General features: G+C 70.6%; 12 protein-coding genes. 7 read left to right on the top strand and 5 right to left on the bottom strand.

Going from position 1 to position 16,101, the window contains the following annotated elements; all coding sequences use genetic code 11:
* Positions 1-235: 235 nt before the first annotated feature.
* Positions 236-5,167: a carbohydrate-binding protein gene (locus ABGB10_RS21355; protein WP_347662641.1), complete on the top strand. Its 4,932-nt coding sequence runs from the start codon at positions 236-238 to the stop codon at positions 5,165-5,167.
* 357 nt (positions 5,168-5,524) lie between these two features.
* Positions 5,525-6,220: a hypothetical protein gene (locus ABGB10_RS21350; protein WP_347662640.1), complete on the top strand. Its 696-nt coding sequence runs from the start codon at positions 5,525-5,527 to the stop codon at positions 6,218-6,220.
* Between the two features lie 103 nt (positions 6,221-6,323).
* Here ABGB10_RS21350 and ABGB10_RS21345 read toward each other — a convergent pair whose 3' ends face one another.
* Positions 6,324-6,695 (bottom strand): DUF4267 domain-containing protein, encoded by a 372-nt coding sequence (locus ABGB10_RS21345; protein WP_347662639.1) that lies wholly within the window; start codon positions 6,693-6,695, stop codon positions 6,324-6,326.
* An 88-nt stretch (positions 6,696-6,783) separates the two neighbouring features.
* Between ABGB10_RS21345 and ABGB10_RS21340 the strand changes: the two genes are divergently transcribed.
* Positions 6,784-7,356: a TetR/AcrR family transcriptional regulator gene (locus ABGB10_RS21340; RefSeq protein WP_347662638.1), complete on the top strand. Its 573-nt coding sequence runs from the start codon at positions 6,784-6,786 to the stop codon at positions 7,354-7,356.
* Between the two features lie 6 nt (positions 7,357-7,362).
* Here the strand turns inward: ABGB10_RS21340 and ABGB10_RS21335 are convergent, their stop codons facing one another.
* Entirely contained in the window at positions 7,363-7,971 is a 609-nt protein-coding gene (locus ABGB10_RS21335; RefSeq protein ID WP_347662637.1) for a hypothetical protein, read from the bottom strand.
* A gap of 223 nt (positions 7,972-8,194) precedes the next feature.
* On the bottom strand, positions 8,195-9,874 hold the full coding sequence (locus ABGB10_RS21330; RefSeq protein WP_347662636.1) for a DNA repair helicase XPB: 1,680 nt from the start codon (positions 9,872-9,874) through the stop codon (positions 8,195-8,197).
* Positions 9,875-10,045: 171 nt separating this feature from the next.
* Here ABGB10_RS21330 and ABGB10_RS21325 point away from each other — a divergent pair, with 171 nt between their 5' ends.
* Together ABGB10_RS21325 and ABGB10_RS21320 are read left to right on the top strand one after the other, a co-directional pair.
* Entirely contained in the window at positions 10,046-10,930 is an 885-nt protein-coding gene (locus ABGB10_RS21325) for a L,D-transpeptidase family protein (RefSeq protein ID WP_347662635.1), read from the top strand.
* Between the two features lie 96 nt (positions 10,931-11,026).
* On the top strand, positions 11,027-11,278 hold the full coding sequence (locus ABGB10_RS21320) for a hypothetical protein (RefSeq protein WP_347662634.1): 252 nt from the start codon (positions 11,027-11,029) through the stop codon (positions 11,276-11,278).
* Positions 11,279-11,324: 46 nt separating this feature from the next.
* Here ABGB10_RS21320 and ABGB10_RS21315 read toward each other — a convergent pair whose 3' ends face one another.
* On the bottom strand, positions 11,325-13,811 hold the full coding sequence (locus ABGB10_RS21315; protein WP_347662633.1) for a helicase-associated domain-containing protein: 2,487 nt from the start codon (positions 13,809-13,811) through the stop codon (positions 11,325-11,327).
* Between the two features lie 84 nt (positions 13,812-13,895).
* On the opposite strand from ABGB10_RS21315, the gene ABGB10_RS21310 reads away from it, so the two are divergent.
* Positions 13,896-14,519 carry an HAD hydrolase-like protein gene (locus ABGB10_RS21310; protein WP_347662632.1) on the top strand — a complete coding sequence of 208 codons (624 nt, stop codon included), beginning with the start codon at positions 13,896-13,898 and terminating at the stop codon, positions 14,517-14,519.
* 27 nt (positions 14,520-14,546) lie between these two features.
* Complete coding sequence (locus ABGB10_RS21305; protein WP_088986676.1) at positions 14,547-14,933, top strand: cold shock domain-containing protein; 387 nt, start codon at positions 14,547-14,549, stop codon at positions 14,931-14,933.
* On the opposite strand, the gene ABGB10_RS21300 is transcribed toward ABGB10_RS21305, so the two are convergent.
* Positions 14,894-15,724, bottom strand: a complete 831-nt coding sequence (locus tag ABGB10_RS21300) for a 1,4-dihydroxy-6-naphthoate synthase (RefSeq protein WP_347662631.1) — start codon at positions 15,722-15,724, stop codon at positions 14,894-14,896. The two genes, ABGB10_RS21305 and ABGB10_RS21300, sit on opposite strands and share 40 nt — an antisense overlap.
* Positions 15,725-16,101 lie beyond the last annotated feature (377 nt).

Below are 16,101 nucleotides of genomic sequence, written 5' to 3'. Positions count from 1 at the left end.
CTTGGCTGGCCAGTTCGCCCGGAGCCGGCAGGGTCATCAAACGGCCGCGCCGCCGGCGTGCCACAGCACCTGTGGACCGGAGCGCTGGCATGGCCCCCACCGCTCGGCCAGCGGTGTCGTGGCGGGTTCCTCCGCGTCGGTGGCGTCCACGTTGACCCACCAATAAGGAGAGACACCCGCCATGACGCACGAGAGACGTGCGCGTAGGAAGCGAACACGCGGAATTCTGTCCGCGGTGGCGCTCATCCTGATCGCCGGACCGGCAACCGCTCTCAACCCCACGCTCGCGGACGCGCAGGCGACCCCGACCAGCGGTAACACACCGCTGATCAACCTCACCACCGGGCAGAACATCGAGGGCACGGTGCCCGTCGTCGTCGAGCCGGTCACCGAGAACGACTCGGTCACCACCCTGGCCGTCGACGGCGACCGGATCGACGCCGACAAGACCGCCGGCACCGCCCACTTCGCCTTCGAGATGGGTGGCAACGGCACCGAGGCCCGCTACCGCAACTACGTCACCGTCAACGGCCACACCGCCGAGGCCGACCGGGTCTACCTCCCGGACATCCCGGGCGGGCAGGTCGGCACCCTCGACTTCCCGGGTGACTGGCTGCGCGTCGGCGCGAACACCGTCGCCGTCCACGCCGGAGCGAACTGGGTCGACTCGACCACCAAGACCGCCGTCGGCTACGAGGAGTTGCCGAACGGTGAGGGTGGCCGCTGCCCCAACTACGACGACTACGCGCTGAGCAGCATCAGCCTCAGCCTGCTCGGCGTGGTCGCCGACGGCGAGCAGAACCTGTTCAGCTACAGCTTCGGTGACGGCACCTGTGGCAGCTCCACGAAGCTGCTCAACCAGGACCTGACCTTCGTCATCTCCGGTGAGCCGGGCAGCACCTCCGGCCTGCGCACCGACCTCGACACCACCAAGCTCACCAACGGTACGCACACCGTCAGCGCCACCACGCAGTCGGGCGCGACGACGTCCGTCACCGTCGACGTGAACAACCCCCCGGCGGGCGCGGCGGCGGTCACCCCCGCCGACGGTGCCCGCGTACGTGGAACCCGACCGGTGATCGCGGCGCTGCCCAACGGCGGCAAGGAGCACGTCGAGTCGCTGGCGATCGACGACAAGCCCGCCGAGAACGCGGAGACCCTGGCCGCCGGGACCGCCACCCTCGGCCTCACCGTCGAGGCCGGCAACTCGATCGAGGCGCGGTACCAGAACTACGCGCTGGTCAACGGCCACCGGGTCGATCTCGGTGGCGACTACGGCGCGACCGGCGCGGAGGATGTCAAGCTGGCGTTCCCGACCCGGCTCCTGCACCTCGGCGACAACGTCGTCGAGGTCCGCACCGGCGACTACAACGGCACGGCGAGCGGTGCGACCTGCGCCAACCATGACGACTTCAAGCTCACCCGGGCCGCGACGAGCCTCACGCTGAGCACGGCGGGCACGGTGACGGCCGGCAGCACGTTCATCGTCACCACCAGCGGCACGACCGTGACGAAGGCGGAGACGACCGCCGCCTCGCTGGCGTTGGGCGACGGCACCTGCGGGCCCAACAAGGAGGCCGAGCTGCACTTCACCGTCGATGGCGCGCCGACGACGCGCACCGTCGACACCCTCGGCAGCGGGGGCGACGCGCACCTGAAGGTGTTCGTCGGTGGCAACGGCAGCGACAACGGGTACGACAACAAGGTGCTGATCAACGGCATCCCGCTGGAGATCGGCATGTGGGAGAAGGAGGTCGCCGACCTCAGCTTCCCGAACGAGTGGCTGGTGCCGGGTGTCAACGCCGTCGAGTTCGTGGCGGGCAACGACCGTGGCAGCGCCAAGCCGGGTGGCTGCGACAACTTCGACGACTTCACGCTGCGGGACTTCCAGTTGCTCCCGACCGGCGCGAAGGCGACGCAGCTGACCCGGTCGATCGCGCAGACGACCGTCACCATCGGTTCGGCCAGCTACCCGGCCGGTTCCCAGGTGACCACGTACGTCGGTGACGGCACCTGCGGCAGCAGCTTCAACGGGGTGCTGACCAAGATGGTCATGTTCGACGTCACCGCGCCGGACGGCTCGGCGCTGCCGGCGTTGGGCATGCGCGCGGACGTCGACACGACGACGATCGCGGACGGCGCCCACACCATCAAGGCGGTCGTCGGGGACAAGACCTCGACGCGACGCTTCACCAGCGACAACACCGCCCCGGAGATCGAGAGCAGCGTCCCGGCCGCCGGTCAGCGGCTGACCTCGACGGTTGCGCTCAACGTCAAGATCAAGGACGCCACCGGGTTGGCCGGTACGCCGGTCCTCACGCTGGACGGCGTGGCCGTCAAGCAGGGTGACCAGATCGGCCACGGCCTGCCCGCCGGGGGGCACACGATCGCGGTGACGGCGACCGACGCGCTCGGTAACACCGCCACCCGTGAGGTGCGGTTCAGCAGCGCGAGCATCCCGGACGTCCCGACCGAGCTGAACTCGACCGTCAAGGGCACCGACCCGCTCTCGGCCGAGCTGTCCGCCCGGATTCCCGGCGCGGAGGGTGTCGGGTTGACCGCCACCTTCACCAAGGCCGACGTGGTCCTGCCGACCGAGGGCTACCAGGGTGAGGCGGCCGACGTGCCGACCACGCTCGACGTCCAGCACGACAAGGTCGTGGACGTCACCTCGCTGCGTCCCCTCGACGGCGCGACTGTCGACAGCGCGTCCGGCCGGGGGGTGGTCTTCCAGCGGTACGACCTGCCGCTGGCGGCGACGAAGCAGGAGCCGACGCTGCGCTGGTCGGGCACCATCGACCCGGCGCGGATCGTGGCGCTGCGGGCCTGGAACCCGGCCACGAAGAAGTGGGTGGTGCTGACCAGTTCCCGTGGTCAGGCCGGGCAGGACACGATCCTGACCGCGCAGGTGGAGGCCGGTTACCGCGACGGTGGCGTCGTCCACGTGCTGGTCACCGGTGAGGACCCGTTCGCCGACGACCTGTCCCCGCGCGACTCGACGGCGCAGAACAACAAGGACCGCTTCGAGGACCCGGCGTCGTACGACTTCTCGCTGGCCCACTTCACCGACACCCAGTACATCACCGAGGGTGCGGCCGGCGGCACGTACGACGACTTCGACGGCAACGCCGAGCCGTCGGACGTCGAGACGGTCGAGGAGCAGGCGATCTGGTCGGCCGCGTACCGCGACCAGATGCAGTGGATCGCCGACAACGCGGACAGCCGCAAGATCGCGTACACGGCCCACACCGGCGACATCATCGAGAACGACTACTACGACCCGCTGGCGAAGAACCCGGACGGTTCGCTGAAACGGCCCGGGCTGCACGAGCAGGTGGAGAAGGAACTCGCCGTCGCCTCCGGCTTCCAGAAGATCCTCGACGACAACGGCGTCGTCAACCAGGTCATCGCCGGAAACCACGACGACCAGTTGGGTGCCGAGACCGGCCCGACGTCCCGGTTCAGCCGGACCTTCAGCGCCGACCGGTACTACGGGACGGCGAAGTCCTGGCCGAAGGGCACCGAATACCACGCGTGGGACGAGGTGACCAACGCCGACGGCTCCGTCACGCCCGGCAAGGACAACCAGAACAACTACCTGCTCTTCTCCGCCGGTGGACTGGACTTCGTCGCGGTCGGCCTGTCGTACGGGGTGACGCCGGCCGAGGCCAAGTGGGCTGACTCGATCTTCAAGCGGTACAAGGACCGCAACGGGATCCTGCTGTCGCACGACTACCTGAAGCCGTCGGCCAACCCCGACGGTCGCGGCGCGGACTTCTCCGCGCCCGACGGGTCGCCGCTGTTCAAGCAGGTCGTGGAGACCAACGCGAACGTCTTCCTGGTTCTCGCCGGTCACGAGCACGGCGTCGGCACCAACCTGAAGTCGAAGATCGGCGTCACCGTCAGCCACGACGTCGTCGAGCTGCTCGCGGACTACCAGTTCTACACGGTCACCGCCGGGGAGCTGTGGCCGAAGCAGATCGCCGCGGACGGGACCATCGACGTCAACGGGGACGGCAAGCCGGACCACAAGGCCACCGACCGGTTGCAGTTCGGCGCGAGCTTCCTGCGCCTGCTGCAGTTCGACGTGGACCGGGCCGAGATGCACATCGACACGTACTCGCCGTTCCTCAAGAACTTCGGGGCGACCGAGTACGACATCCGCCAGGACGGCAGCCAGACCAAGCCGCGCTACAACGGCTCGGAGGACAACCTGACGCTGCCGGTGGACCTCAGCACCCGCAAGACGTCGTTCACCACCGACTCGCTCGCCGCGTACGTGCCGTCCGGCACGATCGGCACCGACGAGGTGACCTCGAACGGGGTGGCCACGACGACCTGGGGCAAGCTCCTGCCGGGCACCTCGTACGGCTGGATCGTCTCCGCGAAGAGCGCCGACGGTGGCGAGGCGGTGGCCCAGCCGGCCGTGTTCCGTACCGCCAAGCAGGTCCCGACGATGACCGTCACCGCCGCTCCGACCACCTGGGGCACCGCGGCGACCGTGACCGTCAAGGTCGCGGCCGGCAGCACGCCGGTCACCGGCGCGGTGGAGTTGCGCGAGGGTACGACCGTCCGTGGCTCGGCCGCGGTGACCAACGGGGCTGCGACGTTCACCCTTCCGGTGGGCCTCGCGGGCGGGCAGCACACGCTGACCGCGTCGTACCCGGGCAGCGACCACCTCACCCCGGTCGAGGCCAGCGCCATCCTGACGGTGAACCTGCCGGCGGAGTGGAACCCGTCGACTGTCTACAACGACGGGGACCGGGCCACCTACCAGGGCCGGGTCTTCCGGGCCTCCTGGTACACCAAGAACCAGAAGCCGGGCGCCGACCCCAACGGCGCGTGGCAGGAACTCGCCATGACCGAGGACGGCACCTCGATCTGGACCGCGTCGCGGATCTTCAACTCCGGTGACTTCGCCATGTACGACGGCAAGAAGTGGCGGGCCCAGTGGTACACCCGCAACCAGAAGCCGGGTGACCGCAACGGCTCCTGGGAGGAGATCGCCCCGACCCCGCCGGACAACAGCCCGGCGGCGTGGACGCTCACCAAGGTCTACAACGCCGGTGACCGGGTGTCCTTCAAGGGTCACGTGTACGAGGCCAAGTGGTGGACTCGCGGCCAGGAGCCGGGTGACAAGAACGGCCCCTGGAAGCTGATCAAGTAATCAGGTTCGCGTTACGCCGGCCCGGGACCGCATCGGTCCCGGGCCGGTGCGCATTCCGGCCCCCGCGCCTTGTGCGCATTCCGGCCCCCGCGCCTTGTGCGCATTCCGGCCCCGCGCCTTGATCGACTCGGTTTTCAGGAAGAGGCGGTATCAACATGACTCGGATACCGCGACTTTCAGCAAACGGAGTCGATCAGGGCCGCGTGGGTGCGTCACCCGTCCGGTGGAGGCCATCCGTTCCGCCCGCTCTCACGTTTTCCCTGCTCCTACGCTTCGCCGAAGGCAGGCACGGCCGGGGTGCCGGCCACTTTCGACACCGGGGGAGGGCAGATGGCGTCGAGGCGTACACGTCGGGCTGTGGTTTCGGCGGTGGCCGGTGGGCTGTTCGCCCTCGGGGTGGTCGCGCCCGGCCCGGCGGCGGCCCCGCTGCCCCGCGCGGCCCAGGCCGACGGCGACGTGACCCCGGTGCCGAGCGAGCCGCGCCCACCGCAACTCCCGGCGGACTTCCAGGGCGCCGGCCGGTACATCGTGCGCGACCTCGGCATCGACGTGCCGTTCAGCTGGCAGGGCCGCGACGGCAACAGTCAGATGACCGCCGGTGGCCCGGAGCATCCGATCTGGTTCACGAACCTGATCTACGAGAACACGCTCTACACGCTCACCTACAAATGGCCGAACATCCCGCTGTTCCCGCCGCGTGAGTGCAGCAAGCTGCCGGGGTTCTTCAACCGCCAGATCTTCAACGACAAGCTGAAGACATCTCGTTTCGTCGGACCGGAGATCCTGCAGGGGGAGAAGGACCGGCACGTCGACCACTGGCGGGTCGGGGTCGTCGGAGGGTCCACCGTGCCGGGTGAGTTCTTCCGGTTCCCGCTCGCGCTCGGCGACATCTACGTCGACCAGCGCGACCCGACCCGGTGGTGGCAGGTGCTCCAGTTCGGTCTGCAGAACCTCTTCGACCCCGAGCTGGACGAGTGGTTCACCATGGACACCTTCGACCACCGCCCCGGTCAGGTGACCCTCCCCGACCGCTGCCCACCCCCCACCTCGTAACCCCGTCGAGCCGGGTTGATCAAGAGGTTTGCGTCACCGATCGGCTTGTCGATGACGCAAACCTCTTGATCACCATGGACGGGTCGGACCCGGCGCGGGTCGGTCAGAGGGCGAAGAGGAGGGCGGCGTTCAGGAGGATGACGACGGCGGTGGCGAAGTGGATGCCGAAGGCGACGGCCTTCGTTCCGCCGTTGCGCAGCACGATGAGGGTGTCGCCCAGCGGGACGAGCGCGACGACAAGCATGAACCACGCGACCGCGTCGGCGGTCGTGAAGGCGATCAGGGCGAGGCCGAGCAACCCGAAGGTGAGGTCCTTCAGGCCCTTGACCGTCAGGTACGCGGGGTCGCCGTCCGGCCGGGCCGGAACGCCGTAGCCCGCTGCCGCTGCCTGGGGCACCAGCAGGAACCGCGCACCGATGAAGACGACGAACAGGCTGAGTACGACGGCGAGCCCGTAGGCGAGGGGTGCCAGCATGGTCTGCTCCAATTCCTAGCGCTGCTAGATATAAGAGCGACGCTAGCAGAGCGTCGACAGGAACGCTAGCGGTGCTAGGGTTGCTGTCATGTCGACACAGGCACGCCGAGAGCGCGAGCGGGCGGAACGGGAGCAGGCGATCATCGCTGCGGCACGCGACCTGGCGTTGGCGGAGGGCTGGGACGCCGTGACCACCCGGCGGCTCGCCGCCGAGATCGAGTACAGCCAGCCCGTCCTCTACAGCCACTTCAGAGGCAAGGACGCCATCATGGCGGCGGTCGCCGTCGAGGGCTTCGCCGAACTGGCCGTGGCGCTCGCCTCGGCCCGCGCCTCGGCCACCGATCCCCGCCAGGCGGTCGCCGACGTCGCGGCGGCGTACACCACCTTCGCCGAACAGCGGCCGGCGATCTACGACGCGATGTTCACCCTCGCCGTCGATCTGCCGTTCGCCAGCCAGGACGTCCCCACCGATCTGGCCCGGGGCTTCGCCGAGTTGGCCGAGACGGTGCGCCCGTTCGCCGGGGACGACGACCTGGAGGCGGTCACCGAGACGTTCTGGAGCGGCCTGCACGGTCTGGTCACGCTGATGCGCAGCGGCCGGCTTCGGCGCGCCGACCACGACCGGCGGCTGGCGGTGCTGGTGGACCGCTTCTCGCGGTAAGCGCACTCAGCCTTGGAGCCGTTGCGCCCAGTAGACCTGCCCGTCCGGCCCCAGGTAGACCAGGGCCAGCAGCAGGTCGGGCATCCCAACCGGCGCGGTGGCTACCGTCGGCTTCCGAGCAGCATCAGCGACGTACGGAAAAAGCGCGACGAACGTCAGTGGCGAGGCCGTCTCGTCGTACACGGCAAGTCTGTTGCCGTTGCTCCGCCACTCGTTGTCTCCGACCTTGACGTCGCCCGCACCCCGTAGCCAGGCATAGCGTTCGGCGATCCGGTTCTCGACACCGGCGCTGCCGAGGCTGATGGCCTCCTGGGGAGCGGAGACGGCGAAGTCGCCCGGCTTGCGGTTGGTGCGCTTGTCGATGAGGAATACCGCGAAGTAGCCGCCATCGAGTGGCTCAGGAGGAGGCTGCCAGGCGACCCGGCCCAGCACCAGCTGGTCGCGTTCGTCGGACGCCAGCGGTGGGCGGGTCTCCTCGCCGAGAGCCGCCTGCGCCTCCGCGTAGCTGACGAGGCTGAGCGAGGAGGTGATGGCCACTGCTTCCGGACCGTACGGCGGATGGTTGTGCGTCCACCGCCAGGCGGCCATTCCTGCCACCACCAGGGTGGCTGTCAAGATGACCGCCAGGGACGACCGAGCCCTCCGCCACGACATGCGCGACAGTGAACCATGGGATGACAACGACCGGCTGTACCCCGGATCCGGCCGATTCGTTTACGACATCAGCTCGACAGTGAGCGCGAGGGACACCACGCCCCCGGGCCCCGCCCGCGCCCAACCCACTGATCGACTCGGGTTCCGGGAAGTCGGGGCATCAGAGCGACCCGGACACCGCGGGTCAGTCGACGGTCGGCAGCTTCGGGCCGAGGACGTCGTCGGCGTCGACGATCGTGTACGCGTACCCCTGCTCGGCGAGGAAGCGCTGGCGATGTGCCGCGTACTCGGTGTCGATCGTGTCCCGGGACACCACCGTGTAGAAGTGCGCCTGCCGGCCGTCGGCCTTCGGCCGGAGCACCCGACCCAACCGCTGCGCCTCCTCCTGGCGTGACCCGAACGTCCCGGACACCTGGATCGCCACCGCCGCCTCGGGCAGGTCGATGGAGAAGTTGCCCACCTTGGAGATCACCAGGGTCCGCAACTCGCCGGACCGGAAAGCGTCGAACAGTCGCTCCCGCTCCTTGTTCGTGGTCGAGCCCTGGATGATCGGCGCGTCGAGGTATTCGCCGAGCTGGTGCAACTGGTCGATGTACGCGCCGATCACCAGCACCTGATCCTCGGGGTGCCGCTCCACGAGCGCGCGAACCACCGGCAGCTTCGTGCGGGCGGTCGCCGCCATCCGGTAACGCTCCTCCGCCTCCGCCGTCGCGTACGACATGCGCTCCGCGTCGGTCAGGGTCACCCGGACCTCGGTGCACTCGGCCGGGGCGATCCAGCCCTGCGACTCGATGTCCTTCCACGGCGCGTCGTACCGCTTCGGGCCGATCAGGCTGAACACGTCACCCTCGCGGCCGTCCTCGCGTACCAGAGTCGCCGTGAGGCCCAGCCGACGGCGGGCCTGGAGGTCCGCGGTGAACCGGAAGATCGGCGCGGGCAGCAGGTGCACCTCGTCGTAGACGACCAGGCCCCAGTCGCGGGCCCCGAACAGGTCCAGGTGGGTGAACGCGCCACCGCGACGCGAGGTGAGCACCTGGTACGTGGCGATGGTGACCGGCCGGATCTCCTTGCGCTCGCCCGAGTATTCGCCGATCTCCTCCTCGGTCAGCGACGTGCGGGCGATCAGCTCCCGCTTCCACTGCCGGCCGGCCACCGTGTTGGTGACCAGGATCAGCGTGGTCGCCTTCGCCTCGGCCATCGCCGCCGCGCCGACCAGGGTCTTGCCGGCGCCACAGGGCAGCACCACCACACCCGACCCGCCGGCCCAGAACGCCTCGACGGCCTCCCGCTGGTACGACCGCAGCGTCCACGGCTTGCGCCCGTCCTTGCCGGCCTCGGCCAGCTCGATCGGGTGCGCCTCACCGTCGACGTAGCCGGCCAGGTCCTCCGCCGGCCAGCCCAGCTTGAGCAACGCCTGCTTGAGCCGGCCACGCTCGGACGGGTGCACCCGGATGGTGTCGTCGTCGATCTTGTCGCCGAGCATGCCGGCGAGCTTCTTGCTCTTGGCCACCTCGATCAGCACCAGCCGGTCCAGCGCGCGCAGCACCAGCCCGTACGCCGGATCGTTGGCGAGCTGGAGCCGGCCGTACCGGTCCATCGTCTCGGCCACGTCCACCAGCAGCGCGTGCGGCACCGGGTAGCGGGAGTACTTGAGCAGCGAGTCGACCACACCCTCGGCGTCGTGCCCCGCCGCGCGGGCGTTCCACAGCCCCAGCGGCGTCAGCCGGTACGTGTGCACGTGCTCCGGCGAGCGCTCCAACTCGGCGAAGGGCGCGATCGCCATCCGGCAGGCCTGCGCGTCGGGGTGGTCGATCTCCAGCAGCAGGGTCTTGTCCGACTGCACGATCAGTGGTCCACCGCTCACGCCAGCGTCCTCTCCTCGGTTGGTCTTCGGCTCGGGCGGGTCGCATACCCGCAGATGGCCGACCATCCAGTGTTGCACGGGACGAGATGTCCGAAGAAAGATGCTCACCGGGTGCAACCGTGACGGCACTCACGAACGTCTAGCAAGGGGACGACTCTTCGGGGAGGTGCCATGAAGCGTGTGTGGAGCACCTCCCGGCTTGTCGCCCTGCTGGTGGTCGTGCTGGTCGGTTCCGGTGCGTGCACGTTCGATCCGCAGTCCGGTGGGAGTGGTGGCGGGGGAGCCGCCCCAGCCGGTGCGGCGGGACAGGCAACGGGGGCGAGCGGCACGCCCGGGCCGGACCAGCGCGGCCGGCCGACGCCGGCCGCGCCCACCTCCGCCACACCCAAGCCAGAGCCGACGCCAAAACCCACCCGCAGCGCCACACCGAAACCAACCCCCAGCACGGGTACGCCGACCGTCGCCGGCTGCCCGCAGGGCCAGCACCAGCGCGCGGTGGAGACCTACCTGGCCCAGTTGGGCGGGTTCGGGGCGGTCACCGTGGACGGCCGGCAGTCCGCCGCCGACTGCGCCGCCATCAAGAAGTTCCAGAAGAGGTACGGCATTCGCCCCGTCGAGGGTCGCGCCGGACCGACCACCCTCGACGTGGCCCAGCGCCTCGCCACCACCGATCCGAGCCGGTGCAAGGCCGGCACGGGCACCACGTTCTGCGTCGACCTGACCCGGCAGACCGTCTGGGCGGTCCGGGGTGGCAAGGTGATCATGGAGCCGACGGTGACCCGCACCGGCATGTCCGGCTACCGCACCCCGTCCGGCACGTTCACCGTCAACTTCCGCAACCCCAGGGAGTGGTCCGACCCGTACGAGGTGTGGCTGCCGTACTGGCAGCACTTCACCCAGGGGATGGGGTTCCACGAAACCACCACCTACCTGCACGACAAGTCGATCGGCTCGCACGGCTGCGTCAACCTCCTGCACGCCGACGCGGTCCGGATGTGGGAGCTGGGGAAGGTCGGCACCCGGGTGGTGCTGATCGGCCGCCGCCCCGGCACCTGAGCGACACGGCGGCGAATCGGGGGTTTAACCCCTGTCCGACCGGTCCAACGAGTGTCACCCTGGGAGTCCAGGGCCGGACGGGGCGGGGAGGCTGGCATGACGGTCGACCGTGACGTGATCGCGGAACACGAGCAGGCACCACCCGACGAGGTGTCCCGAGCGACGGTGATCGCGTACGCCGTCGCGGCGACACTCCTCCTGGGGTGGTTCCTCTTCGGCTGGCTGGTGCTGCGGCAGGGCTTCGTCGACTCGGTCGGGGAGTCCGCCGGCGCCGGCTTCGCACTACTTCTGATCATCTCGGTGGTCGGCACCGTGCGCCGGAGTCGCAGCCGACAGCGCCACCGCTGACCGACAACGCCCGCGGTGGCGCTGTCGGTCAGCCGACCCGAGCCGGTCAGTCCGCCACCACCGCCGCGGTGATCCGGTGCAGCGCGAACGTGTGCAGCATCTCGGTCCGTTCGTCCTCGGCGCGCAGGTAGCCGGCGCCGATCGAGACCGGTTTGACCAGGCGGGACGCGGTCGCCCCGTGAGCGTCGACGTAACCGACCCAGACCAGCGCCTTGTCCCGCACCGCCTGCTGGAGCACCGCCAGGGCCTCGCTGTGCGTGTGCGCCGGCACCGGGCCGCCGCCCAGCCCCGCCGCACCGCCACGCACCACCGCCGGTGCCCGTCGGGCCGCCCGCGCCGCCGCGTCACCCCGCCGGATGTGCTCCACCACACCGAGCAGCCGTGGCATGGGCAGCTTCGGGGTGGCCAACGGGTCGAGCGTCCGGGTCGTCACCGACACCCGAGCCGGGGCCCGCCGGATCCGTGGGCGGGTCAGCACCGTGCTGCCGCTGCCGTCCTCCTGCACCGGGGCGTACCCGGCGTCGCGCAGCGCACCCAGCAGCCGACCGACCTGGTACTGCGTGCACAGCACCGTCGGCGCGAGCCGTCGCAGCGCCAACGCCTCCAGCCGACGGTCCGCCAGCACCTCGCTGAGCAGGGTCTCGTCGTCGCTGCGCAGGTACGCCCCAGCCAGGCCGACCCGCAGCCCGCCGTGCTTACGGGCCACGTCGTCCACCAGGTAGGTGAGGCCCTGCGGCACCGGAGTACGCGACCGCCGCCGGAACACGTCGTGCAGGTCGTCGGCCGTGTAGCCGGAATCCAGTGCGCGTCGCACGCTCGCCGTGGTCACCCGGTGCACGCTGGCCCCGCCGGCCGACTCGAGTTCGGTCATCGCCTCCAACTCGGCGGAGAGCGCCGGTTCGGGTGGGCCGGGCACCACCACGGTCAGGTCGGCCTGCACCAGGAAGTGGTCGACCGGGGCGGGCAGCAGCGCGTCCAACGCCCGGGCGGCACTGGACGGGTCGCCGCTCTCGACGTCAGCGTGCACGCCCAGCGGGTCCTCGTCGCCCCGCTCGCCGGTCGACGTCAGGTCACCCAGCAGCAGCCGACCGTACGAGGTGAGCGCCCCCAACCCGGTGACGCCCAACTGCGCGGCCTCGGCAAGCACCTCCCGATGCGCGGCGTCCCGACCCCGGCTGCGTCGTGGCGTCTGCCAGTCGAGCAGGTCCTGCACCTCGTCGGGGGTGGGCGCGGTCGTCGATTCCAGGTCGGCGAGTACGCCGAGCACGGCCCGCCGGATGGCGGGCACACTCGCCCGTTCGGCCTCGGAGGAGAGCGCGGTGATCGGTCGGTCCCGGTCGTCCCGGCGGCCGACCAGCCCCACCTGCCGCGTCATGGTCAACCAGGCCCGGGCCAACTGCTCCCAGCGTTGGGCCAGTGAGGCGGCCCGCCACACCTCGTACCCGCCGGTCGGCAGCACCTGCTGATCAGCCCCGTACCGGCCGGTGGCCGCGCCCGGTATCTCCAACTCGCCGAGCAGCCCCGCCGCGTACGCCACCTCCAGCAGCAGGGCGGTCGTCGGTTCGTCCAGCCCGGCGGTGCGCGCCAGCCGCCGCAGGTCCCGTACGCCGATGCCGCCCGAGCGCAGCACCGGCGCGGGCTCGTCGGCGAGCTGCTCCAGCAGCCCCTCGGTGTGCCGGACCACCTCCATCGTCTGCCCGGCGCCGGCCGAGTCGACGGCCTTCGGTTCGCGTGGCGCGCCGGCAACCGGCGGTGGGCTGGTACGTAGCGGGCCGAGGGGGCCGCTGTCGCGCCGCAGCAGCAGACCGACCTCGCGGGGCAGCTCCACCGTGCCGCTGGCCGTCGAGGAGCCGGTCGTCACGGGGACCAGCAGCCGGTTGTCGACGAGCCAACGCACCGGGGAGCCGGCCGGGGCACCACCGTTTGTCGGGTCGGAGAGCACCGGGTCCTCCGCGCCGAGCGGTGGTGCCTGCAACGCGCCCGGAGGCACGCTGCCCACCGGGGGGCCGGCAGCCAGGCGGTCCAGGATCGCCCGGGCCGAGGGCGGGGCGGCGAGTAGCGTCCGGCGCAGTTTCGCCGGGTCCGCACAGAGCGCGGCCGTGCGGGGGTCCAGCTCCGCGGCCGGCCGGCCGAGCCCAGCGGGGTACGGGGCGACTTCGTCGACGGCGGGCACCACCTCCAGCGCGTGCTCCGGGCCGTACAGCAGAAAGAGCGCACGCAGCCGACCCACGGCGGCCCGGACGGCGGTCGGAGCCGGCGGGTGCGGCCCGGAGGTCGCCATGGCCAGCACCGCGTCGGTGGCCGTGGTGCCGTCGTCCGGACTTCGGGTGAGGCGGGCGGCGTCGAGGATCTGGAGGGTGAACTGGTCCAGCCCGTCCAGCGCGCGAGCAACCGAGACCCGGGACTGGGCCCGGATGGCCAGGGCGGAGACGTCGGCTGGCACGGGCACGACGAGGTCGGGCCGCAGCTGGAGGAGCGCGGCCAGTGACTCGTCGGGCAGCGACCGCAGGTGGTCGGCGAGTGAGGTGGTCATCGTCTTTCCACGCTAGCCCGGCACCGGGCTTCCGCGCCCCTCGGACGTTCGGCCGGACAGGAGTCGCCGGGTACGTTTCTCGGCATGCCCGCACTGACCGTCGGATTCGATCTCGACATGACCCTGGTCGACTCCCGCCCCGGCATCGCCGCGACCTTCCGGGCGTTGACCGTCCGGACGGGCGTGCCGGTGGACGCCGACCTGGCGGTGTCCCGGCTCGGGCCGCCGCTGCGTACCGAGCTGGCGCACTGGTTCCCACCAGGGCAGCTCGAGTCGGCCGTACGCGAGTACCGCGAGCTGTACCCGGCGTACGCGATCACCCCGACGGTCCCGATGCCCGGTGCGCGGGAGGCCATCGACGCGGTCCGTGCGCGAGGCGGTCGTGTGCTGGTCGTCACCGCCAAGATGGGCCGGTTGGCCCGGCTGCACCTGGACCACCTCGGTCTCCGGGTCGACGAGCTGGCTGGTGACCTGTTCGCCGAGCAGAAGGCGACCGCCCTGCGCGAGCACAGCGCCACCCACTACGTCGGTGACCATGTCGCGGACATGGTGGCAGCGGGGGCGGCCGGGGTGCCCGGCATCGGCGTCGCGAGCGGCCCCTGCTCCCCGGACGAGCTGCTCACGGCCGGCGCGAACGTGGTGCTCGACGATCTCCGCGGATTCCCAGGGGCGCTCGACGGCATGATCCAGCTAGCCTTGGAGCAGTAGCGGCTCAAGTGAAGCAGGGGTTTTCAGGTGCCTACGGGTCGAGTGAAGTGGTACGACACGGCCAAGGGATACGGCTTCGTCACGAGTGACGAGGGCGGCGACGTGTTCCTGCCCAAGGGGGCGCTGCCGGCGGGTGTCACCGACCTCAAGGGTGGCCAGCGGGTCGACTTCAGCGTGGTGGACAGCCGCCGGGGCGCGCAGGCCATGGGCGTCAAGCTGCTGGACGCGCCGCCGTCGATGGCGGAGTTGCGCCGCCGACCGGCCGAGGAGTTGCACGGCCTCGTCGAGGACATGATCAAGGTGCTGGAGGCCAAGGTCCAGCCTGACCTGCGCCGGGGCCGGTACCCGGACAAGAAGACCGCGCAGAAGATCGCTCAGCTGGTCCACGCGGTCGCGCGCGAGCTGGAGGTCTGAGGCACCAGGCCGGCGGTGGCGGCCCGGTCGAGGAGTGCCGCCACCGCGGCGAAACCGGCCTCACCCAGGTCGGCGGTGAACTCGTTGACGTAGAGGCCGATGTGCCGGTCCACCACGTCGAGCTCCATTTCCTGGGCGTGCGCCAACACGTACTCCCGGCTGGCAGCCGGGTCCGCCCAGGCCTGCCGGACGGACTCGCGGACCCAGCCGGCTGCGGCCTCCGGGTCGACGGCGCCGCGACGGGCCAGGATCGCCCCGAGCGGAATGGGTAGGCCGGTGTCGGCCTCCCACCACTCGCCGAGGTCGACCAGCGCGGTCAGGCCGTGCCGGTGGTAGGTGAACCGGGCCTCGTGGATGACCAGCCCAGCGTCGTACCGGCCAGCTGCGACGCCCGGCATGATCTCGTGGAACGGGACCACCTCGATCCGGGCCGGCGGCTGTCCGGCCGACCAGAGCCGGAACAGCAGGTACGCGGTGGTCCGGTCGCCCGGCACCGCCACCGTGGCACCGGTCAGGTCGGTGCGGTCACCCCTGGTGAGCACCAGTGGGCCACAGCCGCGGCCGAGCGCGCCACCGCAGGGCAGCAGGTGGTAGTCGTCCAGAAGCCAGGGCAGCGCCGCGAAGCTCACCTTGACCAGGTCGAAGGCACCTCGCTCAGCCGCTGTGTTGGTCACGTCCACGTCCGCGTAGGTCACCTCGACCGGCGGTGCGCCGGGGACCCGCCCGTGCACCAGCGCGTGGAAGACGAACGTGTCGTTGGGGCAGGGCGAGATCGCCAGGGAGAGCGCCACGCCCCTCACGTTAGCCCTGCCTCCGCCTCGCGGCCCGTGTCCACCCCGCCCACTGTGATTCGTGACGGCCTGGCTGGCCGGGTCGGCCACCTGCCTCGGGCTCCCTTTGGAGCTGATGTCGTAAACGAATCGATCGCACGGAGCTGCATCGCACGGAGCTGCATCGCACGGAGCTGCATCGCACGGAGCTGCATCGGACCGCGTTGCACCGCGCCGAGCTGCATCGCACCGCGTTGCACCGCGCCGAGCTGGGCCGCACCACGCTGCGGCTCGGCTGCGGTGATGTCCCAAACGATTCAGCTCCAAAGGGCCATTGGAATGGACCGTCCACCGGCCCGGGAGTTTTTCCACAGGGTTATCCACAGCTCTGACGTGGC

The sequence above is a fragment of the Micromonospora sp. B9E7 genome, from assembly GCF_039871815.1.
Classification (GTDB): Bacteria; Actinomycetota; Actinomycetes; order Mycobacteriales; family Micromonosporaceae; genus Micromonospora.
The sequence above is the reverse complement of the archived record's forward strand: the minus strand, read 5'-3'. Positions and strand labels throughout refer to the sequence as shown.